General features: G+C 73.9%; 16 protein-coding genes. 9 read left to right on the top strand and 7 right to left on the bottom strand.

The window, feature by feature from the left end; genetic code table 11:
- Nucleotides 1-591 precede the first annotated feature (591 nt).
- The 3 genes from ACFP3U_RS32410 (at nt 592) to ACFP3U_RS32400 (ending at nt 3197) form a co-directional block, all read left to right on the top strand.
- On the top strand, nt 592-1071 hold the full coding sequence (locus ACFP3U_RS32410; protein WP_380229340.1) for a universal stress protein: 480 nt from the start codon (nt 592-594) through the stop codon (nt 1069-1071).
- A gap of 1207 nt (nt 1072-2278) precedes the next feature.
- Nucleotides 2279-2599, top strand: coding sequence for a hypothetical protein (locus ACFP3U_RS32405; RefSeq protein WP_380229327.1), 321 nt, complete (start codon nt 2279-2281; stop codon nt 2597-2599).
- A 22-nt stretch (nt 2600-2621) separates the two neighbouring features.
- A complete protein-coding gene (locus ACFP3U_RS32400; RefSeq protein ID WP_380229326.1) occupies nt 2622-3197 on the top strand; it encodes a bestrophin-like domain in 576 nt (191 codons plus the stop codon).
- Between the two features lie 109 nt (nt 3198-3306).
- Here ACFP3U_RS32400 and ACFP3U_RS32395 read toward each other — a convergent pair whose 3' ends face one another.
- The 4 genes from ACFP3U_RS32395 to ACFP3U_RS32380 form a co-directional block, all read right to left on the bottom strand.
- Nucleotides 3307-4494, bottom strand: a complete 1188-nt coding sequence (locus tag ACFP3U_RS32395) for an acyl-CoA dehydrogenase family protein (protein ID WP_380229325.1) — start codon at nt 4492-4494, stop codon at nt 3307-3309.
- A gap of 203 nt (nt 4495-4697) precedes the next feature.
- Entirely contained in the window at nt 4698-5717 is a 1020-nt protein-coding gene (locus ACFP3U_RS32390; RefSeq protein ID WP_380229324.1) for a hydroxymethylglutaryl-CoA lyase, read from the bottom strand.
- A complete protein-coding gene (locus tag ACFP3U_RS32385; protein WP_380229323.1) occupies nt 5714-8098 on the bottom strand; it encodes an ATP-binding protein in 2385 nt (794 codons plus the stop codon). Before ACFP3U_RS32385 ends, ACFP3U_RS32390 begins: the two co-directional genes overlap by 4 nt.
- 117 nt (nt 8099-8215) lie before the next feature.
- Entirely contained in the window at nt 8216-9937 is a 1722-nt protein-coding gene (locus tag ACFP3U_RS32380) for a carboxyl transferase domain-containing protein (protein WP_380229322.1), read from the bottom strand.
- 134 nt (nt 9938-10071) lie between these two features.
- On the opposite strand from ACFP3U_RS32380, the gene ACFP3U_RS32375 reads away from it, so the two are divergent.
- Together ACFP3U_RS32375 and ACFP3U_RS32370 are read left to right on the top strand one after the other, a co-directional pair.
- Nucleotides 10072-10770 carry an SACE_7040 family transcriptional regulator gene (locus ACFP3U_RS32375; RefSeq protein WP_380229321.1) on the top strand — a complete coding sequence of 233 codons (699 nt, stop codon included), beginning with the start codon at nt 10072-10074 and terminating at the stop codon, nt 10768-10770.
- 351 nt (nt 10771-11121) lie between these two features.
- Nucleotides 11122-15282 (top strand): ABC transporter ATP-binding protein, encoded by a 4161-nt coding sequence (locus tag ACFP3U_RS32370; RefSeq protein WP_380229320.1) that lies wholly within the window; start codon nt 11122-11124, stop codon nt 15280-15282.
- Between the two features lie 92 nt (nt 15283-15374).
- Here ACFP3U_RS32370 and ACFP3U_RS32365 read toward each other — a convergent pair whose 3' ends face one another.
- The gene (locus tag ACFP3U_RS32365) at nt 15375-16448 is read right to left on the bottom strand and encodes an ATP-grasp domain-containing protein (protein WP_380229319.1); all 1074 of its coding nucleotides are present in this window, start codon (nt 16446-16448) and stop codon (nt 15375-15377) included.
- Between the two features lie 197 nt (nt 16449-16645).
- Between ACFP3U_RS32365 and ACFP3U_RS32360 the strand changes: the two genes are divergently transcribed.
- On the top strand, nt 16646-17182 hold the full coding sequence (locus ACFP3U_RS32360) for an NUDIX hydrolase (RefSeq protein ID WP_380229318.1): 537 nt from the start codon (nt 16646-16648) through the stop codon (nt 17180-17182).
- A gap of 34 nt (nt 17183-17216) precedes the next feature.
- On the opposite strand, the gene ACFP3U_RS32355 is transcribed toward ACFP3U_RS32360, so the two are convergent.
- Together ACFP3U_RS32355 and ACFP3U_RS32350 are read right to left on the bottom strand one after the other, a co-directional pair.
- Nucleotides 17217-18023: a hypothetical protein gene (locus ACFP3U_RS32355; protein ID WP_380229317.1), complete on the bottom strand. Its 807-nt coding sequence runs from the start codon at nt 18021-18023 to the stop codon at nt 17217-17219.
- A gap of 313 nt (nt 18024-18336) precedes the next feature.
- A complete protein-coding gene (locus ACFP3U_RS32350; RefSeq protein WP_380229316.1) occupies nt 18337-19449 on the bottom strand; it encodes an ABC transporter substrate-binding protein in 1113 nt (370 codons plus the stop codon).
- A 299-nt stretch (nt 19450-19748) separates the two neighbouring features.
- On the opposite strand from ACFP3U_RS32350, the gene trpS reads away from it, so the two are divergent.
- The 3 genes from trpS (at nt 19749) to ACFP3U_RS32335 (ending at nt 22607) form a co-directional block, all read left to right on the top strand.
- Nucleotides 19749-20819, top strand: coding sequence for a tryptophan--tRNA ligase (gene trpS / locus ACFP3U_RS32345; protein WP_380229315.1), 1071 nt, complete (start codon nt 19749-19751; stop codon nt 20817-20819).
- Nucleotides 20820-20896: 77 nt separating this feature from the next.
- On the top strand, nt 20897-21880 hold the full coding sequence (locus ACFP3U_RS32340; RefSeq protein WP_380229314.1) for a S66 peptidase family protein: 984 nt from the start codon (nt 20897-20899) through the stop codon (nt 21878-21880).
- A 10-nt stretch (nt 21881-21890) separates the two neighbouring features.
- The gene (locus ACFP3U_RS32335) at nt 21891-22607 is read left to right on the top strand and encodes a nucleoside/nucleotide kinase family protein (RefSeq protein WP_380229313.1); all 717 of its coding nucleotides are present in this window, start codon (nt 21891-21893) and stop codon (nt 22605-22607) included.
- The last annotated feature ends 211 nt before the right edge of the window (nt 22608-22818 follow it).

Raw genomic sequence — 22818 nt, 5'->3', positions numbered from 1 at the left:
GCCCGACCCGTTCCGCCTCACTGCCCGGTGACGGGGCGCAACGGATCGTCATCGATCCATGACAGTCCGGTCACGGTGTCCCGGGGCCCTGTTGCGCCACCCCGTCCGCTCAGTCAAGCTCCAGGGAACCTCCTTCGCGGGAGGGGCGTTTTCGCGCTCGGGCAAGGGGCGCACGGCCCTCGGCGCGCGCATCCCTCGTTCGCGGGAAGCACGGCGCCCCCCGGTCGCGTGGCTGGGCTGCACGCCCCGCCCGTCGTACTCTGAAAGGAACAGGTCACAAACGGTGGTGCTCGGCGCAGACCGACGTCTTCTCGTGGGCGGGCCTGCCGCCCGGGCAGCGTTGTCCTCTCCTGTCGGCCCACCTCCTTCGAAGAGCCTTGTGCCATGGCTGGTTCTGAGCCCTCCCGACCGGGGGAACCGGACGCGGACGCCCGGAGTGCCCGCTTCGCCCACCCCCTTCGCAACATCGCGCGCCGAGGCCGCTCCGGCTCAGGCTCCCGCCAGCGGCGGGACGGCCGGCGGTCCGACCCTTCGGAGCCCCCGGTGACCGGCCGGCCGGGACCGGGCGCCGACCGCCCGAGCGCCGCCGGCCTGCCCGGAGCGACCGGTGAACCGGTGGTCCGGGAGGCGCCCGCCAAGTCCTGCGACCCGGTCTTCCAGCACGGTGTGGTGGTGGGCTTCGACGGCTCGCTGTCCAGCGAGCGCGCCCTCGCCTACGCGGTGGGCATGGCCCGGCGCTCCCAGTGCGGGCTGGTGATCGTGCACGTCGCCAACCGGCTGCCCGCCACCGTCTGGGCGGGCTGCGAACCGCCGGTCTTCGTGGACCTCCCCGATCACCGGACCGAGGTGCTCGGCCTGGAACTCGCCTGCGCGGACTTCCTCGCCGGAGTGCCCTGGATCCTGGTCGAGCGGGGCGGCGACATCTGCCACGAGATCGAGGAGGTCGGCCGCGAGTTCGCCGCCGACGCGATCGTCGTCGGCACCACGCACGGCCTGCTCGGCAAGATCTTCGGCTCGGTCTCCGGCCGCCTCGCCCGCCGCGCCAACCGACCGGTGATCGTGATCCCCTGACGCCCCGTCGCACCGCCGTGCCGGGCGTCGCGGTCGTGCGGCAAAGATGACAAGGTGATCGTTGGGCAAGCTCCGCCGCCGAGCCGTCCCCCGCACTGTCACCCGTAACGTTCACTCCGCTGTGCCGTAGCCCTCCTCGCTCTCCTCCTTCCTCCGTCCTCGGCCGCGCTGGCCGGCGCTCCCCGGGCATCGGCGGCCCGCCCGGCCGGGGGGAGGCCCGGGTCCGCGCCGACGAACAGCTGCTCCGCGTCTACCGGTTGGCGAACCAGGCCGAGCACCCGCTGACCCATCACGACTCTCAAGGACGCTCAGGTCTCCGGGGCGCCGATGGTCCGCGGCGGGCCGCAACCCCTGGTGCTCCCGCCACTGGCCGCGGTCGACCGAGGTCAGGGTCGAGGCCGGCACCCCGAAGGGCATGCCGAAGGCCGCGGTGACCGGACCGCGCTCTGGACCGCGCTCCGGTCGCTGCGCGCCCGACCCCGCGCCGGTGACGTTCCCTTCCTCGCCGTCCTGGCGGCCGGGCAGCGAACGCTCCCGATGGTGGTCGGCGGGGAAATTCGACTGCGGTACCGGGTGGGCGCAGTCGGGGATTCGTCGATCAGCGCGGTCAGCGCGGTGGAACACTTCCCCGGAGTGGGGCCGGTCAGCTGCACCGGACAGTCCGTCGTCGCCGGACTGCTGGAGCCGGGCCGCCCCTGGACTGCGCAGCCGCCGGCGAGGCCCTGCCCGGCCGGAACACCGGCATGGCGCGGGTCGAGGGCCTGGCCTCGGACGGCGCGGTCGGCCAGGACGGCCGCCCGCTGGCACCCCGGCCGGTCGCCGCCGAGGCCGCCGGCGACTACGAAGGCCAGGTCCCGGCCGCCGTCCCGCCCGGAGCCGCCGCCAACCCCGCAGGCGCGCCACCCCCGGGCACCGCCCCGGGGCTGCGGCCAATGCCGGTGCCAATGCCGCGGCCAACCCTCCCGCCAATGTCGGCGCCAACGCCCCGCCGCCCAGCCCCGCGGCCCCCAACGCTGCCGCCACACCCGCCGGAGCGGCCGCCGATCCCAACGTCGCGGCTGCGGCTGCCGCTGCGGCAGCCGCAGCGGGTTCTGCGGTGCCCTACCGTCCGGGAACCGGCATCTTCGGGCTGCCCGCGAGCCCCTGCCAAGCCGTATCGGCCGCCGGCGCCGCAGGCGTGCAGGGTGCTGCCGCCGCCGCTGTCGCTGTGGCGCCAGATACCGCCGCCGGAGGCACGACGGTCGGCACGCCGGCGGGCACCGGCACGGGCACCGGCGCCAGCACCGGTGCCGACTCCTCGTCCGTCGGCCCGGCTCGCCCGGGCGAGTCCGGCAGGCCGACCCCGAAGGGGAACGCGGCCTCGGTCGCTCAGGGCTCGGACGACGCACCGTTCGACTGGGACGACGACTGGGGCACCGACGAGGTGATGCTGCTGTTGCTGGCGATCATGCTTCCCGTCCTGGTCGTTCTGGCCGCCGCCCTGTCGGTGCGGCAGCGCCGGAAGGCCGGACCTGGCGGTGGCGACTGAATGCCGGGGGAGTGGTCGATAGATGTGGGTCGATGTCGTGGCGGCGTTGGCGGGCGCGGAGGTGTACTGGTCGGCGCGGCTGCTGCCGGAGCCGGACCGACCGGTCGTCCAGCGGCGGGTGCGGGAGTACAACGGGCAGGTGATCGTGGACGAGTGGCTTCAGATGGGCCGGGGGCACGGCAGTCCGGAGGCCTGGGCGGCGGCGGACCGGATCCGGGTCTCGGTGGACGCGGTGCGGAGTCAGAACCCGTCCGAACTTGCCGCCAAGACCGATGCGTTGAGGAGCCTGACGGATGTCTACGCCCGCCTGGCCGACATTCGCGCGCAGGTGCCGGTGCTGGCGCTGGGAGGGCTGGTCGTGGGATCGGTGTTCGTCCTGGCGGCGCCGCCGGTGATCGGGCTGACCGCTAACGGGCGCAATCTGGTGCTGATGGGGTTCGGGGGGGCCTCGGTGGCCTTCGCGGTCAGCTTGGTGTTCCAGCTCAGCGGACCGTTCGACGGCGCCGTCAGGGTCGCTCCGACGGCGTTCGAACGCGCGCTGACCCGGTACGACCAGATCGACTCCGGTCGGCCCGCAGCGGCTCCTTCCTCTTCGTGAACCTGTGTGAACCTGCCCGCCCCGTCCGCCGGCCCCACGCCCGTCGACCCAAGGAGCCGACGGGCACGTGGGCCGACGGACAGCGCGGCGCACGTGACCTACACCTGCCTCAGGAGACGCCGAGCTCTCGCGCGATGAGCATGCGCTGCACCTCCGAGGTGCCCTCACCGATTTCCAGGATCTTGCAGTCCCGCCAGAAGCGGGCGACGGGGAATTCGTTCATGAAGCCGTACCCGCCGTGGATCTGGGTCGCCTCGCGGGCGTTGTCGACGGCGGCCTCCGACGAGTACAGCTTGGCGATCGCGGCCTCCTTCTTGAACGGTTCCGAGTGCAGCAGCCGGGAGGCGGCGTCCCGCCAGGCGAGGCGGGAGGTGTGGGCGCGCAGCTCCATGTCGGCGAGCTTGAACTGAATGGCCTGGTTGGCGCCGATCGGCCGGCCGAAGGCGCGGCGGGTACCGGCGTACAGGACGGACTGGTCGACGCAGCCCTGGGCCAGGCCGGTGGCCAGGGCGGCGATCGCGATGCGCCCCTCGTCGAGGATCCGCAGGAACTGGGCGTAGCCGCGACCTCGCTCGCCCAGCAGGTTGGCCGCGGGAACGCGGCAGTCGGTAAAGGACAGTTCGCGGGTGTCGGATGCGTTCCATCCGACCTTCGAGTACTTCTTCGACACCTGGAACCCGGGGGTCCCGGTGGGCACGATGATGGAGGAGATTTCGCGCCGGGGCGAGGAGAATTCGCCTTCTTCACTCGAACGAGCGATCGGTTCGGTGAGCGCGGTGACGGTGACCAGGCCGGTGATGTCGGTGCCGGAGTTGGTGATGAAGCACTTGGTGCCGTTGATCACCCACTCGTCGGTGGCCTCGTCGTAGCGGGCGGTGGTGCGGGTCGCCCCGGCGTCCGAGCCGCCCTCGGGCTCGGTCAGGCCGAACGCGCCGAGCATCTCGCCGGAGGTCAGCCGGGGCAGCCACTCGCGCTTCTGCTCCTCCGTGCCGAAACGGTAGATCGGCATCGCACCGAGCGAGACCGCCGCCTCCAGGGTGATCGCGACCGAGGAGTCGACCCGGGCCAGCTCCTCCAGCGTCAGGCAGAGCGCGAAGTAGTCGCCGCCCATGCCGCCGTACTCCTCCGGGAACGGCAGGCCGAACAGGCCCATCCGCCCCATCTCCCGCACGATCTCGTAGGGGAACTCGCCCTGCTCGTAGTATTCGCCGATCTTCGGCGCGACCACGTCCTGGGCGAATTCGGCCACGGTGCGCCGCAGTTCCTCGTGCTCGGTGTTCAACCGGTGATCGAGCATGGTGATCCTCCTGGGGCCCTGCCTGGTGGGCGCGGGCTTGGTCGGGACGACCGCCTCCCGTGCTGGTGTGACGAGGGCGGTGTGACGATCGGACGAACGTGGGTGGACCGGCCGGAGGTCGAACGGCCGGGTCCGGTGGGCGCCGGCCGGGCGGGGAGTCGGCCGGCGCGGGACGTACGGTGCGCGGGACGGTCGGTGCGGGGTCAGTCCGGTGCTCCGGCGGCGGTGGCGCCGAGCAGGGCCTGGACCGTGCGGGAGGGGCTCGGCCGGCCGAGCCGGCGCGCCATCCAGCCGCTGGTGGCGACCAGGGCGCGCAGGTCGACGCCGGTCCGGATGCCGAGTCCGTGCAGCATCCACACCAGGTCCTCGGTGGCCAGGTTGCCGGTGGCGCTCTTGGCGTAGGGGCAGCCGCCCAGCCCGCCCGCGGAGGCGTCCACGACGGTGACCCCGGCGCGCAGCGCGGTCAGCGTGTTGCTGAGCGCCTGGCCGTAGGTGTCGTGGAAGTGCACCGCGAGCCGGCCGACCGGCACGCCCGCCGCGGCGAACCCGTCCAGCAGGGCGGTGACCTGGCCGGGAGTGGCCACGCCGATGGTGTCGCCGAGGCTCAGCTCGGCGCAGCCCATCTCCAGCAGCCGCACCCCGAGGCCGACCACCTGGGCGACCGGGACCGGCCCCTCCCAGGGGTCGCCGAAGCACATCGACAGGTAGCCGCGGACCGGGACCCCGGCCGCCGTGGCCCGTTCCACCACGGGGCGGAACATCGCCATCGCGCCGTCCGCCGAGCGGTTGAGGTTGCGGCGGGCGAAGGTCTCGGTGGCGCTGGCGAACACCGCCACGTCGGTGGCGTGGTGGGCCAGCGCGCGGTCCAGGCCGCGCTCGTTGGGAACCAGCACCGGCAGCCGCAGGCCGGGGTGACGGTCCGGCAGGTCGGCGAGCCGGGGCATCAGCTCCTCGGCGTCGGCGAGCTGGGGCACCCACTTCGGGTGGACGAAGCTGGTCGCCTCGACGGTGCGCAGCCCGGCGGCCGCGAGCCGGTCGATGAACTCGGCCTTGACCTCGACCGGGACGAGGGAGCCCTCGTTCTGCAGCCCGTCGCGCGGGCCGACCTCGTGGATCCGCACCTCCTCGGGCAGCCCGGGGGCGCGGACCGGGTCCGGCAGGCCCAGATCGAGGGCGTCCGGCTCGCGCGTGGGCCCGGCGCCTCTCGGCGCGGCGCCGGTCACGACCGCACCTCCGCGAGGGGCTCGGCGTCGGCCGGGCCGGTCTCGGTTTCAGTCTCGGCCCCGGTCTCAGTGGGGGTCACCACGACCAGCAGTTCCTCCATCGCCACGGTGGCGCCGGCGGTGGCCCGCAGCTCACTGACCGTGCCGTCGTGCGGGGCGGAGATCACGTGCTCCATCTTCATGGCCTCCAGGACGAGCAGGGGCTGGCCCTTGCGGACCGACTCGCCGGCCGTGGTCTTGACGACCGTGACGGTGCCCGGCATCGGCGCGGTCAGGGCGCCGTGGTGGGCGCCGCCGCCGACGGCGCTCTCGCCGACCGGGTCGTGGCCGTGCACCGGCCAGGCGTCGCCGTCGATGCCGAGCCAGGTCACCGGGCCGGTGGCGGGCGCGGAGGCCCGGTCGGCGGCGAGGGCGAAGCTCGTCCGCAGGCCGTCGACCGTCAGGTGGAGGCGGTCGCCGGTACGGCCGGCCCGGGCGCGGTGGACCGGCCCGGCGTCGAGCCGGATCTCCACCTCCGCGGCGGCGCCGGACGGATTGTCAGTGGCCTCCGCTACGTTGCTCGCAGTGATCGGGCGGACGCACACCGAGACCGGATCCTGGCCGGGGGTACGGAGTCGGTGGGTGGTCCAGGCGGGGTCGCCGCCCAGGCGCCAGCCGGAGGGAAGGGAGAACGGGTCGGTCCAGCCGTCGGCGTCGGCGGCGGGGGTGAGGTCCAGGTGCCGCGCGAGCGCGGCCGCGTAGTAGAGGAGGTGGGCGGGGGTCGGAGACTCCGACGGCAGGGCGTCGGGGGTCTCGGCGGGCTCCAGGGTCGCGGTGGACGCGCTGGTCGCGATGGACGCGGTGGCCGGGGAGTACGGCGAGGCGAGCAGTCCGGGCTGCTGCTGCGCCGTCTGCTCGACCAGGCCGGTGTCGAGCCGGCCGGCGGCGACCTCGGGGTGTGCGAGGAGCCGCCGCAGGAAGCCGGTGTTGGTGGTGACGCCGAGGATCCGGGTGTCGGCCAGCGCGGCGCGCAGGCGCCGCAGCGCGGTCGCGCGGTCGGGCCCGTAGGCGATGACCTTGGCGAGCATGGGGTCGTAGGAGCTGGTGATCACGGTCCCGGGGGCCACCCCGGAGTCCACCCGGATGCCTTCGCCCTGCGGTTCGTCGAGGAGCAGGATGCGGCCGCCGGTGGGCAGGAAGTCCCGCTCCGGGTCCTCGGCGCAGATTCGGGCCTCGATGGCGTGGCCCTGGAAGGAGATGTCGGACTGGGTGAAGGTGAGGGGCTCGCCGGCGGCGATCCGCAGCTGCCACTCGACCAGGTCGAGCCGCCGGGGCCGGCCGGCGGCGGGGCCGTGGTCGGGGCCGTGGTCGGGGTCGGCGGCCGGTTCGCCCGCAGGCGAACCTGACGTGGACGAACTCCGCGGGCGCGGCTCGGCCACCGCGACGGCGAGCTCGGTGACGGGGTGTTCCACCTGGAGACGGGTGTTCATCTCCATGAAAAAGAAGTCCCGCACGCCCTCGGTGGGGGTGGGGGAGACCGGGTCGATGCCGGGGACGATGAACTCCACGGTGCCGGCGCCGGTGTAGCCGCAGGACTCGGCGGCCCGGACGGCCGCGGCCCCCATGGCCGCGCGGGTCTCGGCATTGAGCAGAACGGAGGGAGCCTCTTCGATCAACTTCTGGTGGCGGCGCTGCAGGCTGCACTCGCGCTCGCCGAGGTGGACGGTGGTGCCGTGGGCGTCGGCCAGCACCTGCACCTCGATGTGGCGCGGCCGGTCGATCCAGCGCTCCAGCAGCAGGGTGTCGTCACCGAAGGCGGTGCGGGCGACGCGCCGGGCGGCGGCGATCTCGGTCGGCAGGTCGGCCGGGTCGCGGACCAGGCGCATGCCCTTGCCGCCGCCGCCGGCGGACGGCTTGAGCAGTACGGGGTAGCCGATCCCGGCGGCCGCCGCGACGAGTTCCTCGTCGGTGGGCGCGGTGGCCCGGCTGCCTGGAACCACCGGCACGCCGGCGGCCCGTACGGCCTCCTTGGCGTTGATCTTGTCACCCATCAGCTCGACCGCGGCGGGAGGAGGACCGATGAAGACGAGGCCGGCGTCGGCGCAGGCGCGGGCGAAGGAGGCGTTCTCGGCGAGGAAGCCGTAGCCGGGGTGGACGGCCTGGGCGCCGGTGCGGCGGGCGGCGGCGAGGATCTGGTCGGTCCGCAGGTAGGTCTCGGCGGCGGAGCTGTCGCTGCGGTCGGCCGGACCGAGCCGGACCGCGACGTCGGCCTCGCGGACGTGCGGTGCGTCGGCGTCGGCGTCGCTGAACACGGCGACCGAGCGGACACCGAGCCGCCGCAGGGTGCGGATCACCCGGACGGCGATCTCGCCGCGGTTGGCGACCAGAACTGTGTCGAACATGGGAGGCGTTCCTCCGGGTCGAGGGGAGCCGTACGAAGGAGGTGGTAGGCATCGGGTGGGTGCCGGGCACCGGGGAGGGCGGCGGGGCGGGTGGGCCGCCGCCCGCGGGGACGAGCGCTACATGCGGAAGACGCCGAACGGGCCGGGCGCCGGGAGCGGGGCGTTGGCGCAGGCGGTGAGCGCCAGACCGAGGACGGTCCGGGTGTCCATCGGGTCGATCACGCCGTCGTCCCAGAGCCGGGCGCTGGCGTAGTAGGCGTTGCCCTGGCGCTCGTACTGCTCGCGGACGGGGCGCTTGAACTCCTCCTCCGCCTCGGTGGGCCACTCCTCGCCGTGCGCCTCCAACTGGTCGCGGCGGACGGTGGCCAGCACCGACGCGGCCTGCTCACCGCCCATCACGGAGATCTTGGCGTTCGGCCACATCCACAGGAAGCGGGGTGAGTAGGCCCGGCCGCACATCGAGTAGTTGCCGGCTCCGTACGAGCCGCCGATCACCACCGTCAGCTTCGGGACGCGGGTGCAGGCGACGGCGTTGACCATCTTGGCGCCGTGCTTGGCGATGCCGCCCGCCTCGTACTGCCGGCCGACCATGAAGCCGGTGATGTTCTGCAGGAAGAGGAGGGGGATGCCCCGCTGGTCGCACAACTCGATGAAGTGGGCGCCCTTGAGGGCGGACTCGGCGAACAGCACGCCGTTGTTGGCGACGATGCCGACCGGGTGGCCGTGGATCCGGGCGAAGCCGGTCACCAGGGTCGCGCCGTACTCGGCCTTGAACTCGGCGAACCGGCTGCCGTCGACCAGCCGGGCGATCACCTCGCGCACGTCGTACGGCGTGCGCGGGTCGACCGGGACGGCCCCGTACAGGCCGGCCGGGTCGACGGCCGGCGGCTCGGCCGGGGCGAGCGGCCACGGGCGGGCCGGGCGCGGGCCGAGCCCGGCGACGATGGTGCGGACGATGGACAGGGCGTGGGCGTCGTCCTCGGCCAGGTGGTCCGTGACGCCGGAGGTCCGGGAGTGCAGGTCGCCGCCGCCGAGCTCCTCCGCGGTCACCACCTCGCCGGTCGCCGCCTTCACCAGCGGCGGCCCGCCGAGGAAGATGGTGCCCTGGTTGCGGACGATGACGGCCTGGTCGCTCATCGCCGGGACGTACGCGCCGCCGGCGGTGCAGGAGCCGAGCACGGCGGCGATCTGCGGGATGCCCGCGGCGGAGAGGCGCGCCTGGTTGTAGAAGATCCGACCGAAGTGGTCGCGGTCCGGGAAGACCTCGTCCTGCATCGGGAGGAAGGCGCCGCCGGAGTCGACCAGGTAGACGCAGGGGAGCCGGTTCTCCAGCGCGACCTCCTGGGCGCGCAGGTGCTTCTTGACCGTCATCGGGTAGTAGGTGCCGCCCTTGACGGTGGCGTCGTTGGCGACCACGACCACCTCGCGCCCGGCGACCCGGCCGATGCCGGCGATCACCCCGGCGGCCGGGGCGGCGCCGTCGTACATCCCGTCCGCCGCCAGCGGGGCCAGTTCGAGGAAGGGGGAGCCCGGGTCGAGCAGGGTGTCCACCCGGTCGCGGGGGAGCAGCTTGCCGCGCGCGGTGTGGCGGGCGCGGGCCTTGGCGCCGCCGCCGAGCGCGGCCGTGCCGAGCTTCTCGCGGAGTTCGGCGACCAGTGCCCGGTGGGCGGCGGTGTTCGTCCGGAATGCCTCGGACCCGGGGTCGACGCCCGTGTCGAGCCGGGGGGCCGGTGCGGCCGAGCCCGGTGCGACGGGGCCGAAGGCCGCGCTGCCCGCCGGGGTGCCGGCTGCCGCACTGCCGTTGACGCCGGTGGGTGCGCCGGCGGTGGAGATGACCATTCCAAGAGCTCCCTTGCCCTCGGTGGCAGGTGGGCCAACAGGGCCGGTGAGCCCGTGACCCCCACACGTTAATGAACGTTAACTTCCGTCGCCCAGGTTAACCAGCGATAACCCGACTGTCTACGATGGACCGCATGCCGAACGTCCCATCCGCCTCAGGGCTCCCACGCCGCGACCAGATCCGCAGGGAGGCCGCCCGGCTGTTCGCGGCCCGAGGCTTCCTCGGTGTCGGAGTGGACGAGATCGGCAAGGCCGTCGGAATCAGCGGCCCCGGCCTCTACCGGCACTTCGCCGGGAAGGACGCGATGCTCGCCGACCTGCTCGTCGGCATCAGCGAGCGGCTGCTGGAGGAGGGTCGCCGCCGGGCCGGCGGCAGCGAGGGCCCCACCGCCGCACTGGACGCGCTGATCGGCGGCCACGTCGACTTCGCACTCGACGACCGCGACCTGATCACCCTGCACGACCGGGAACTGCTCAACCTCCGCGAGGAGGACCGCCGAACCGTCCGCCGTCTCCAGCGCGCCTACGTGGAGCTCTGGGTCGAGGTGGTCCGCCAGGCCTACCCGCCGTTCGCGGTCCCGACCGCCGAGCCGGTCGCCCGGGCGGCCGTGCACGCCGTCTTCGGGCTGATCAACTCCACCCCGCACAGCCACGGCCCGAACCCCGCCCAGGGGGACGAGCGCGCCGGACTCGCCCGTGACGCGATGGCCGCGCTGCTGCACGACCTGGCACACGGCGCGTTCTCGGCGGCGGCCGTCGCCGTCGCCGCCGACCCCACGCGGTCCGACGTCGAGGCCACGGAAGCCGGGTCCGGCGCGGGCGCGTCGGCCTGAGCCCGCGGGGGCCGGTTACTCCGTTCGGGGCACATCGGTCACCTCGCACCCCGGCACCCCCTACCCCCGCCCGCACCCCGGCGCCCCACCCCGCACCGGCCGCAGCCGTGCTCGGGGGCGGGTCGGGCGCCCGACCTAGGACCAAGGATGGTCCGCCCCCTGCGCCGATGGGCGGTGGGCGGATCCGGCGCCGTCGGCGACCCTGGTACTGGGCGCGCCGGCCCGACCCGGTCCGGTGGGAATCACCGCAGGCTGTGGGCTGTTGGCCCCTCCGTCGGGCCGGGATTCCCGGCTCGGCCTGGCCTGAAATTCCATGGCGGTCACCCGACGGAATGGTTAGCATCCCTAAATATGCCTGAGACTCACGGATCTACGGTGGAGCTTTCCCCGAGCGGCACCCGAACCGGCACCGCGGGCGCGGACGGCGCGCGGGGCGCTGCGGGCACCTCGCCGGACAAGCCCGCGGACGGGCATGCCCGGCCGGGCCCGACCCCCGGAACCACGACCGCCACCGACACCACACCCGCCACCGACACCACACCCGCCACCGACACCACACCCGCCACCGGCACCCCGGACGGCACCGGCACCGGCACCGGCACCAGCCCCGGCGACGCCGAGGGCCAGGGCTGGCTCCGGCGGCTGCTCGCCTACTGCTGGCGCTCCCGGCGCAGCGTGCTGTTCGCCTTCGGCGCCTCGCTGCTCGGCATGGCCGTCACCGCCCTGGTGCCCCTGGTCACCAAGCTGATCATCGACGACGTCATCACCGCGCACTCCCGCCCGCTCGCCCCGTGGGCCGTCGTCCTGCTGCTGGCCGCCGCCGTCGTGTTCGGCTGCACCCAGGTCCGCCGCTACTACGGCGGGCAGCTGGCCGTCGACGTCCAGCACGACATGCGCGCCGACCTGTTCCGCTCGCTCGGCAGACTCGACGGCCACCGCCAGGACCGGCTCGACACCGGCCAGGTGGTCGGCCGCGCGACCTCCGACCTCCAACTGGTCAACGGGCTGCTCTCGATGCTGCCCATGATGACCGGCTACCTGCTCATGTTCGTCATGTCGCTCGGCGTGATGATCTGGCTCTCGCCGCCGCTCACCCTGGTCGCCCTGGTCATGGCCCCGGCGCTGTGGTGGCTCTCGGGCCTCAGCCGCAAGCGGCTCTTCCCCGCCACCTGGGCCGCCCAGCAGGAGGCCGCGGCCGTCGCCGGCGTGGTCGACGAGGCGATCGGCGGCGTGCGGGTGGTCAAGGGCTTCGGCCAGGAGGACCAGGAGCTGGACAAGCTGGAGGGCGCCTCGCACCGCCTCTTCGCGGCCCGGCTGCGGTCGATCCGGCTCAACAGCCGCTACAACCCCGCCATGCAGGCGGTCCCCGCACTCGCCCAGGTGGCCGTGCTGGCCTTCGGCGGCTGGCTGGCGGTCGACGGGCAGGTCTCGCTCGGGACGTTCGTCGCCTTCTCCACCTACGTGGCGCAGATGACCGGTCCGGTCCGGATGCTGACCATGGTCATCACGGTCGGCCAGCAGGCCCGGGCCGGCGTCGAGCGCGTGCTCCAGCTGATCGACGAGCGACCGCTGGTGCAGGAACGCCCGGACGCGGTCGTCCTCGACCTCGCCCTGGAGCCGACCGAGCCGGTCCCCGGCAGCACCGGTCCTGCCACCGCCGACGCGCCTGCCGTCACCGCCGCCGCGCCGAGCGTCGGCCCGCGCGTCGTCGGACCGCTGACCACCGAGGTGGCGCTGGAGTTCGACCGGGTCGGCTTCCGCTACGACCCCGAGCACCCGTCACCCGTCCTGCACGGCCTCAGCCTCCGCCTCGCCCCCGGCGAGACCCTGGCCCTGGTCGGCGCGTCCGGTTCGGGCAAGTCCACCGTCGCGCAGTTGGTGCCCCGGTTCTACGATCCGGCGGACGGCGCCGTCCGCCTCTACGGTCACGACCTGCGCGACCTGACCCTCGACTCGGTACGGGCGGCCGTCGGCACCGTGCCCGAGGAGAGCTTCCTCTTCTCCGAGACGGTCCGCACCAACATCGCCTACGGCCGTCCGGACGCCACCGACGAGCAGATCGTCGCCGCCGCCCGCGCCGCCCAGGCCGACGAGTTCGTCCGGGCCCTGCCCGACGGGTACGAGACCAAGGTCGGCGAGCAGGGCCTCACCCTCTCCGGCGGCCAGCGCCAGCGCATCGCCCTGGCCCGGGCGATCCTCACCGACCCCCGCATCCTGCTGCTCGACGACGCCACCTCGGCGGTCGACCCGCAGATCGAGGCGGAGATCCACGACGCGCTGCGCTCGGTGATGGCCGGCCGCACCACCCTGCTGATCGCCCACCGCCGCTCCACCCTCCAGCTCGCCGACCGGATCGCCGTCCTGGAGCACGGCCGGCTGCTCGACATCGGCACGCACGAGGAACTCGACGCCCGATGTCCCCAGTACCGGGCCCTGATCACCGACCCCGAGGCCGGCCGGACCCCCGCGGCGGCCGACCAGCCCACCCCGGCGGACACCGAGAGCACGAACGCCGAGAGCACGAACGCCGGAAGCACGAACGCCGAAAGCACGGACGCCGCCGCGACCGAAGCCGCACCCCCGGCCCCCGCCATGCCCACCCCGGCCCTGACCAAGGCCGCCCGCACCGCCGCGCCCGAACTGCTCGCCCAGGTCGCCGCGCTCCCGCCGGCCACCGACCACCCGGAGATCCCCCGGGCCGAGGCCGAGCAGGGCGACCCCGACTTCAGCCTCCGCTGCCTGCTGCGCCCCTTCCGCGCGCCGCTCGCCCTGGCGCTGCTGCTGGTCGCCCTGGACGCGGGCGCCGGCCTCGTCCTGCCGATCCTGATCCGGCACGGCATCGACGACGGCGTCAGCAAGGGCGTCATGACCGGCGTCACCGTCGCCTCGCTCACCGCCCTGGTGATCGTCCTGCTGGACTGGCTGGTGCAGGGCGCCGAGAACCGGGTCAGCGGCCGGACCGGCGAGCGGGTGCTCTACACGCTCCGGCTCAAGATCTTCGCCCACCTCAACCGGCTCGGCCTCGACTACTACGAGCGCGAGCTCTCCGGCCGGATCATGACCCGGATGACCACCGACCTGGACTCGCTCACCTCCTTCCTCCAGACCGGCGTGGTCACGGCCGTGGTCAGCCTGCTGACCTTCCTCGGCATCCTCGCCGCCCTGCTGGTGATCGACGCCGGACTCGCCCTGGCGGTCTTCGCGGTGCTGCCGCTGCTGGTGGTCGCGACCCTGGTGTTCCGCCGGAAGTCCAAGGCCCAGTACGAGATCTCCCGGGACCTCATCAGCACGGTCAACGCGGACCTGCAGGAGAACGTGGCCGGCATGCGGATCGTCCAGGCGTTCCGCCGGCTGGACGCCAACACCGACCGCTTCGTCGCCCGGGGCATCGCCTACCGGGACGCCCGGGTCCGAGCCCAGCTCTACATCTCGCTGTACTTCCCGTTCGTGCAGTTCCTTTCCAGCGTGGCCGCCGCGCTGGTGCTGATCGTGGGCGCGTCCCGGGTGGACGCCGGGACGCTCACCGTCGGCGCGCTGGTCGCCTACCTGCTCTACATCGACCTGTTCTTCGCCCCGGTCAACCAGCTCTCCCAGGTGTTCGACGGCTACCAGCAGGCGGCGGTGGGCCTGGGCCGGATCCGCGAACTGCTGCGCACCCGGACCAGCACCGCGCAGGCCGCCGATCCGGTGCCCGTGCCGGACGGACTCCGCGGCGAGATCGAGTTCGACGGCGTCGGCTTCGCCTACAACGGCGGTGCGGACGGCGCCCCGGACGTCCTCACCGACGTCAGTCTGCGGATCCCCGCCGGGCAGACGGTGGCGCTGGTCGGCGAGACGGGTGCCGGCAAGTCGACCCTGGTCAAGCTGGTCGCCCGGTTCTACGACGCGACGGCCGGCACCGTCCGGGTCGACGGCGTCGACCTGACCCGCTACGACCTCGCCCAGTACCGGCACCGGCTCGGCGTGGTGCCGCAGGAGGCCTACCTGTTCGCCGGGACGGTGCGCGAGGCCATCGCGTACGGCCGGCCCGGGGCCTCGGCGGCCGAGGTGGAGGCGGCGGCCCGGGCGGTCGGCGCGCACGACATGATCCTCAAGCTGACCGGCGGTTACGACCACGAGGTCACCGGCCGCGGCCGCAACCTCTCGGCGGGTCAGCGCCAGCTGATCGCGCTGGCCCGGGCCGAACTGGTCGACCCGGACATCCTGCTGCTGGACGAGGCCACCGCGGCCCTCGACCTGGCCACCGAAGCGGCGGTCAACCACGCCGCGGACCGGCTCAGCGGCGGTCGCACGACGCTGGTCATCGCACACCGGCTGACCACCGCCGAGCGCGCCGACCGGGTCGTCGTGCTGGACCACGGCCGGGTGGTCGAGGACGGCACGCACGGCGAACTGCTGGCGCGGGGCGGGGCGTACGCCCGGCTCTGGCAGGCGTTCGTCGCGGACGGGCACGGCGGACACGGCGGACACGACACCGGACACAGCACCGGGCCCGTCCCGCCTCGGACGTGATCGGCGGACGGCGGGACGGCTGAGCGGACCGTGAACGGCCAGGGGCGGCGGGCCCATGACAGGCCCGCCGCCCCGATCACGACACCTCCCGGTCACGCCGCGAGCAGTGCGATCAGCAGCCCCGAGGGATCGACCCCCCGGGGCAGTTCGCTCACCTGCCCGTCGCCGACCTCGACCACCCGCCAGCCGGAACCGTCGGCACGCTCGGCCAGATCGGTGGTGACGAAGCGGCAGCCGAGCGCCCGCACCAGCGGCCGCACCACGGACAGGTCGGGGGCGGCGGGGGAGCCGGGCAGGTCGGGATGCGGTCCGACCAGCACCGGCTCGCCGTCGAGCCACCACACCCGGGCCTCCACCGCCCGCCGTCGGCCGTCCCACCCGCCGTCCGCCAGCCCGCGGCCCGAGGCGTGACCCGCCGTGGAAGCACCGGAGGCATCGGAAGCACCGGAACCGCCGCCGGACGGCCCGTCCTTCACGTCCCACCCCACCCGGGTGAACTCCTCGAACCGCCGCAGCACCACGCCGCCGGCCAGGTAGTCGCCCTGCAGTTCCACGAACCGCGCGACCACCCGGGCCACGGCCGGCAGGTCCGCCAACTCCGGGATGAAGCAGGCCTCGTCCCACTCGTGCTTGCGCGACTTCACGTAGTCCTTGACGATCGCCGGCCCGTGGCCGCCGAGCCGGTCGACGGCCGACGCCAACCGCTCCTCGCCGGGCGGTGCGATCCCGGCCCCGCCACCGGATCCGTCACCGGCGCCGCTGCCACTCCCGCTGCCACTCCCGCTGCCGCTCCCGGCCCCCGCCAGCGGCAGCCAGACGCTCTGCGGCGTCGCCCCCTCGAACACCTCGTACCAGCCGGGCAGTTCGTGCGCCGAGGCGTACCCGGGCGGGCTGGTCAGCAGCAGGCCGCCGCGCTCCGCCAGGGCGGCGGCGAAGGCCGCGTAACGGTCCGAGGGGAGCATCCACCCCCGGTACCAGAACGGTCCGCGCCCCGCCGGGACCCGGGCGACGGCCGCGCGGGCGTCCCCGGCGAGCAGCGCGTCGTGGTCGACGAGGAAGTGCTCGCCGCCCAGGTCGCGCAGCAGCCGGGCCTCCCGGATGAACTGCGGGTCGATCCGGCGCGGGTCCAGCGGATGCGAGGGGAGGAGGAATGCGGGTGCGGGCATGGGCGTCAGGGTACGGCCCCCGGCAGGTCGTCGAGTCGTCAAAACCCCGACGTCACAGGCCTGAACCGGTCGTTCGGGGCTCCGCGGGGAGACTCCCCACCCTGACTGTCCGCCCGGCCCCCGCGTGCGGAGCCGCCGCCCGGGGGAGCGGCGAAGCCCGTTCGACGGCCGGAGCGGACCGCTGCGAGAGTGACCCGATGCGAAACCTGTGGCGAAACGCGCGAAGGACCCCCCGTCAGGCGGCACGGACGGTCGTCCTGGACGACGCGGGCTCCGTCTTCCTCCTGCGCTCGGACAACAGCGAGGTCGGTGTGCACTGGACGATGCCGGGTGGCGGCATCGAGCCCGGGGAGACGCCGTGGACGGGGGCGCGCCGCGAGCTCTGGGAGGAGACCGGCTGGTCCGACCTCGAACCCGGCCCGCTGCTCTGCACCTGGGAACACGACTTCACCTGGCACGGCACACCGGTCCGCCAGCACGAGCACATCTACCTCGCCAGTGGTCCGCACCGCGGCCCGGTCGGTGACGTCAGCGCGATGCACGCCGCCGACAAGATCCTCGACTGGCGCTGGTGGACCCCGGAGGATCTCGCCGACGAGCACGCGGACGCCCTCTGGCCGCCCACGCTGCCGGAGCTGCTGGCGGATGTGCGGGAGGGCTGGCTCGCCGAGCGTCGTGAACCCCGGGCCGTCGACCTCGGCTACATCCCGAACGCCAGGCCCGCCCGCTCCTGACCGGCACCGACCCCTGACCGCCTGGAGCGACCGGCTAGAGCGAACGGCGCCCGTCGCGTCGGCCCACCCGGCCGGGCGGGGCGGCCTGCCAGTCCCGCAGGTCCAGCTCCCGGTCGTGCAGGGCGCCGGGGTTGATCACGACGGACAGCCGCGCGTCCGCCAACTGCTCGTACGCGAGGCCGGTGGCGTTCAGCAGGCGTTCGGTCGGGACGGAGACGGCGATCGCGGGGCGCCAGGCGGGCAGCACCACCATGCAGGTGCCCCGGCCGAGCCGGACGATTTCGGCGGTGGCCCGCACGGTCGGCCGTTCCTCCGGATGCCCGGGCCACCCCGGGCGTCCGGAGGCGTCCGGCGGCTGGGGGGTACCGCCGATCAGCACGCCCAGCGGGGCTTCGGTGGTCGCCGCCCGTGCAGCGGAGGCGTCCGGCTCCTCGCCGGTGCGCGGTGTGGGGACGACCGGTCGGACGGCGGCGACGGCCGGCTGCGGATGCATCCGGCGCAGCCGGCGCGACGGTGCGGGCCGCCGGTTGACGACGGTGCGCAACTCCTCCTGGGCGGCCTGAAGCACGGGGACGGTCCGGTCCTGGACGGTCGGCGGCTGCTGGAGCCGGACGAACCCCTCGCCCGCACCACCGTCGGACCTGTCGGACAGGCCCGACCGCTCGGACCGACTGGCCCCCTCGGCCCCGTCGCGCCCGTCGTCGGCGTCCCCGTCGCGCGGTCGCGGTACGAAGCCGTCCCGCAGGACGCCGGACGCGCCGCCCGTCAGGCCGTCGGCACCCGCCGCCACGATCGAGCAGCGGGTCACCCCGCCCGCCGGGAGGACGGAGTCCACCGGCATCCCCGCGACCGAAGCGACCCGAGCGGCAGCGCCGTCCGGCCGCCCCTCCGGGCACGCGGACGGCGGCAGGGGCACAGGTGTGGCGGACGACGGCCGGTCGGCGGCGGTCCGGTCGAGCGTGGTCATTGGCACGGGCCCTTCGGGGTGCGGTCCCGCCGATCCTCCCGTACCGGGCGACCTGCTCCAAGCGCGTTTCCGCCCCGGGAGCCCCACGACACCGTTATGTCCCACCCGTCCCTCTCGTCCCACCAGTCCCACCCGTTCCACGCCCTGACGCCCATTCGACCTCCGGGGGCCTCCGGGCGCTCGTCGGTCAGGCGCCGGCCGCGAGGAAGCCCTTGAGGTCGGAGAGGACGACGTTGGCCGCGGCCACGCCGAGACCGAGGAACCAGGTCTCGTCCGCGACCGGCCGCGCCTGCCCCGACTTGACCGCGCCCAGGGTCTTCCAGAGCGCCCCGCCGAGGACGGCGTCCTGGTTGGTGGAGCTGGGCGTGCCGTAGACCCCGTAGAAGACCCAGTCGGCGTCCGCCTTGTCGATCTGCTCGGGGCTGATCTCCACCGCGAGCTCCTTGACCTGCTCGATCTTGGGCTGCGGCAGCTGCGCGTCGGTGAGGATGGTGTCGATGAAGGACAGCTCCGCGTAGAGCCGCGTCTTGCCGGGCATGAAGCGCAGCGGGGTGATGGTGGGCCGCTTGGCGCCGAGCCCGGCGCCGATCGCCGCGGCGGCCACCTGGTAGGCGTCCAGCTGCGCCTTGGCCTCCGCCTCCAGGCCGAACGGGCTCGCGTTGAGCAGGAAGTTCTGCTTCCACGGGTAGCCGGGGCGCAGCGAGAAGACGGTCGGCGCGATCTTCGAGAGCTGCTCGTACTGGTCCTGGGCGCGCAGCTGGCTGCCGAGGATCAGGTCGGGCTTGAGTGCGGCGATGGCCTCCAGGTTGAGGCTGTTGATGGTGCCGACGTTGGCGGGGTTGCCGGCCTTGTCCTTGAGGTAGGACGGCATGCTCTTGGAGCCGTCGGTGTGGACCATGCCGACGGGCTGGATGCCGAGCGAGACGACGTTGTCGAGCTCGCCGGTGTCGAGGACGACGACCCGGGTCGGCCTGGCGGGGAGGACGGTCTCGCCCATCGCGTGCTTGACGGTCCGCGGGTAGACGCCGGGCGCGGCGTCGGTGCCGAAGCCCTTCATCTTCTCGATCACCGCGGCGTAGTCGTCGCCGCCCTGCTTGACGGACTTCTGGTTCGGCGAGGAACCGCCGGAGGGCTGCGCCGCACCGCCGCCGGAGCCGCCCGATCCGCTCGATCCGCCCGAGCTGCCGCAGGCGGTGAGCACTCCGCCGAGGCCGAGGACGGCTCCGCCGGTGAGCGCCGCGGTGAGCAGGGTCCGGCGGGTGGGGCGGGGGTCGGTCGGGCGGCCGGGGGTGGGGGACACGCGGCACTCCTTCGGGGCGGGACGTCGAAGTTAGGTGAGGCAAACCTATCTGACGCTTCTGAGAGGCCTTCGCCCCAGTCAGTGGCGCCACTGGAAAACCGGCGGCGAGGCCGGCCCGGCGCCGCTACCCTCGGACCCATGAAGCGCTTCGCGGGTCTCAACTGGTGGCCGTCCTAGGACGGCCACCAGCCACGCCTGACCAGGGCCGTCCGGGATGGACGGCCCTGTTGCGTTTCTCCGACGGGACGGGCCCCGAGCCCCGGACGGCCGCCACCACCGCCGTACCGAGGAGAAACCCCGTGACCACCGCGACCGCCACCACCGCCACCAGTGACGTCACCGACCTGACCGACCTGGACGCGGACATCCGCCGCGACCCCGCCGCCCACCGCGTCCTCACCGGCGACCGCCCCACCGGCCCGCTCCACCTCGGCCACTACTTCGGCAGCCTCCGCAACCGCGTCCACCTCCAACGCCTCGGCGTCGAGATGTTCCTCGTCATCCCCGACTACCAGGTCATCACCGACCGGGACATCGCCGACCACCTCGCCGAGCACACCGAGAACCTCGTCGTCGACTACCTCGCCACCGGCATCGACGCCGACCGCGCGACGATCTTCACCCACAGCTCCGTCCCCGCGCTCAACCAACTGCTCCTGCCCTTCCTCAGCCTGGTCAGCGTCGCCGAACTCCACCGCAACCCCACCGTCAAGGACGAGATCGCCCACTCCAGCCAGGCCACCGTCAACGGCCTGATGCTCACCTACCCCGTCCACCAGGCCGCCGACATCCTCTTCTGCAAAGCCGACCTCGTCCCCGTCGGCAAGGACCAGCTGCCCCACCTGGAGGTCGCCCGCACCGTCGCCCGCCGCTTCAACGAGCGCTACCCGCACCCCGACGGCACCACCGTCTTCCCCCGCCCCCGCGCCCTGCTCTCCTCCGCGCCGCTGCTCCTCGGCACCGACGGCGGCAAGATGAGCAAGAGCCGCAACAACTCCGTCCCGCTCGCCGCCGACGAGGACACCACCGCCCGCCTCATCAAGGGCGCGAAGACCGACACCGACCGGCGCATCAGCTACGACCCGGCCGCCCGCCCCGAGGTCTCCAACCTCCTCCTGCTCACCGCCCTCTGCCAGGACCGCGCCCCCGAAGAGGTCGCCGAGGAGATCGGCGACGGCGGCGCCGCCGCCCTCAAGCGCACCGCCACCGAGGCCGTGAACGAGCACCTCCGCCCGATCCGCGCCCGACGCGCCGAACTCGCCGCCGACCGCGGCCACATCCGCCAGGTCCTGCGCGCCGGCGCCGAACGCGCCAACGCGACCGCCGACGCCACCCTCACCGAAGTCCGCGCCGTCATGGGATCGCTGTGAACGCGTCAGGGGAATAACCTCTCGGGGCCGGTTCCGCGCCGGCCCCGAGAACACCCCACCCCGGAAGGAACCCGGTCATGGACCAGCACCCGACCACCCCCGGCCGAGGGCTGACCCGCCCGCCGCACCTCCGCGCCGGGGACCACATCGCCGTGGTCGCCACCAGCGGCCCCATCGACCCGCAGCGGCTCGCCGCCGGCACCGCCCTCCTCCGCTCGTGGGGGCTGCGCGTCACGATCGCCCCGCACGTCCTCGACACCCACCCCGTCCTCGGCCACCTCGCGGGCACCGACGCCGACCGCGCCGCCGACTTCCAGGCCGCCTGGCTCGACCCCACCGTCGACGCCGTCATCTGCGCCCGCGGCGGCTACGGGGTCCACCGCATGGTCGACCTCCTCGACTGGGACGCCCTGCGCGCCGCCCCGCCCAAGGTCCTCATCGGCTTCAGCGACGTCTCCTCGCTGCACGAGGCCGTCGCCCAGCGCCTCGGCCTCACCACCCTCTACGGACCGATGAGCGCCACGGCCGCCTTCCTCGGGGACGGCCCCACCGCCGAACACCTGCGCCGCACCCTCTTCGAGCCCGCCGCCACCACCGTCCTCACCTCGGCCACCGCCGCCACCCTCGTCCCCGGCCGGGCCCGCGGCATCACCGCCGGCGGCTGCACCCACGTCCTCGCCGCCGAACGCGGCACCCCCGCCGCCCGCCCCTCCTACGCCGGCCACATCCTGGTCCTCGAAGACGTCAACGAGCACCCCTACCAGCTCGACCGCATCCTCACCCAGCTCCTGCGCTCCGGCGCCTTCGACGGCGTCACCGGCGTCGCCCTCGGCTCCTGGGAGGGCTGCGGCCCGCTCGACCGGGTCCGGGACGTCATGCTCGACCGCCTCGGGCCGCTCGGCATACCGGTCGTGTGGGAGCTCGGCTTCGGCCACTGCCCGTCCACCCTCACCGTCCCGCTCGGCGTCCCCGCCCTGCTCGACGCGGACGCCGGCACCCTCACCCTGGAACTGCCCGCCCTCGCCGACCGCCCCGAGCCCCCGCGGGCGCCCGCTGAGTAGGGTTTCGCCCATGAACGCGGACCGCACCCCCGAGGGCCGCACGGGGGACACCCCCGGCGCCGACCGTCTGACGTCCCTCGCCCTCGGCCTGCTGCGCGGCCCGGGCAGCGAGGCCCGTGCCATCCTCGGACTTGCCGGCCCACCCGGCGCCGGCAAGTCCACGCTGGCCCGGCACCTCGTCGCCGAGGTCGAACGCCGGGAAGGCCCGGGCAGCGCGGCCTACCTCCCCCTCGACGGCTTCCACCTCTCCGGCAGCCAGCTCGACCGCCTCGGCCTCGGCCACCGCAAGGGCGCACCCGCCACCTTCGACGCGCACGGCTACGTCGCCCTGCTGCGCCGGGTCGCCACCGACCGGTTCCAGGACATCTACGTCCCCGACTTCGACCGCGACCTCGACGAACCGGTGGCCGCCCGCCACGTCGTCCACCCGCACGCCCGCCTGGTCGTCACCGAGGGCAACTACCTCGCCGCCGCCGACCACCCCTGGCCGGAGGCCCGCCGACTGCTCCGCGAGCTCTGGTACGTCGAGACCGACGACAGCGTCCGCGAGACCCGCCTCATCGACCGCCACCGCGCCGGCGGTCGCGACGAGGCCGCCGCCCGCCGCTGGGTCAACGGCAACGACCACCCCAACGGTGAGTACGTGAAGGCGGGCCGCTCGGTCTGCACCCGCATCGTCCGGGTGGACCGTTTGCCTTTGCCTCCGAACGGGCGTAGTGTTCTGTAGTCACTCGGCAGGGAGCACCGGACACGCATCGGCGCGGACGGTCCCGGAGCGGCCAATCCTCTGAAACACCACCTCTTCCCGTATTCGGGCCGAGTCGTGTCGTTTTTTGTTTCGACGCGTTCCGGCTCAGGGTTTATTCGGTGTGCCCGTTTACGGGGATTGCGGCTGGATTCGCTTTTCGGAGCGGGGATCGGCTAGAGTTTGAAACGTC

Source organism: Kitasatospora misakiensis, assembly GCF_042656005.1.
Classification (GTDB): Bacteria; Actinomycetota; Actinomycetes; order Streptomycetales; family Streptomycetaceae; genus Kitasatospora; species Kitasatospora misakiensis.
The sequence above is the reverse complement of the archived record's forward strand: the minus strand, read 5'-3'. Positions and strand labels throughout refer to the sequence as shown.

Coding starts and splice junctions, on each gene's coding strand:
- ACFP3U_RS32400 (WP_380229326.1), top strand. CDS start 2,622: ATGTGGGTCGATGTCGTGGCGGCGTTGGCGGGCGCGGAGGTGTACTGG.
- ACFP3U_RS32395 (WP_380229325.1), bottom strand. CDS start 4,494: ATGCTCGATCACCGGTTGAACACCGAGCACGAGGAACTGCGGCGCACC.
- ACFP3U_RS32385 (WP_380229323.1), bottom strand. CDS start 8,098: ATGTTCGACACAGTTCTGGTCGCCAACCGCGGCGAGATCGCCGTCCGG.
- ACFP3U_RS32380 (WP_380229322.1), bottom strand. CDS start 9,937: ATGGTCATCTCCACCGCCGGCGCACCCACCGGCGTCAACGGCAGTGCG.
- ACFP3U_RS32375 (WP_380229321.1), top strand. CDS start 10,072: ATGCCGAACGTCCCATCCGCCTCAGGGCTCCCACGCCGCGACCAGATC.
- ACFP3U_RS32370 (WP_380229320.1), top strand. CDS start 11,122: ATGCCTGAGACTCACGGATCTACGGTGGAGCTTTCCCCGAGCGGCACC.
- ACFP3U_RS32365 (WP_380229319.1), bottom strand. CDS start 16,448: ATGCCCGCACCCGCATTCCTCCTCCCCTCGCATCCGCTGGACCCGCGC.
- ACFP3U_RS32360 (WP_380229318.1), top strand. CDS start 16,646: ATGCGAAACCTGTGGCGAAACGCGCGAAGGACCCCCCGTCAGGCGGCA.
- ACFP3U_RS32355 (WP_380229317.1), bottom strand. CDS start 18,023: ATGCCGGTGGACTCCGTCCTCCCGGCGGGCGGGGTGACCCGCTGCTCG.
- ACFP3U_RS32340 (WP_380229314.1), top strand. CDS start 20,897: ATGGACCAGCACCCGACCACCCCCGGCCGAGGGCTGACCCGCCCGCCG.
- ACFP3U_RS32335 (WP_380229313.1), top strand. CDS start 21,891: ATGAACGCGGACCGCACCCCCGAGGGCCGCACGGGGGACACCCCCGGC.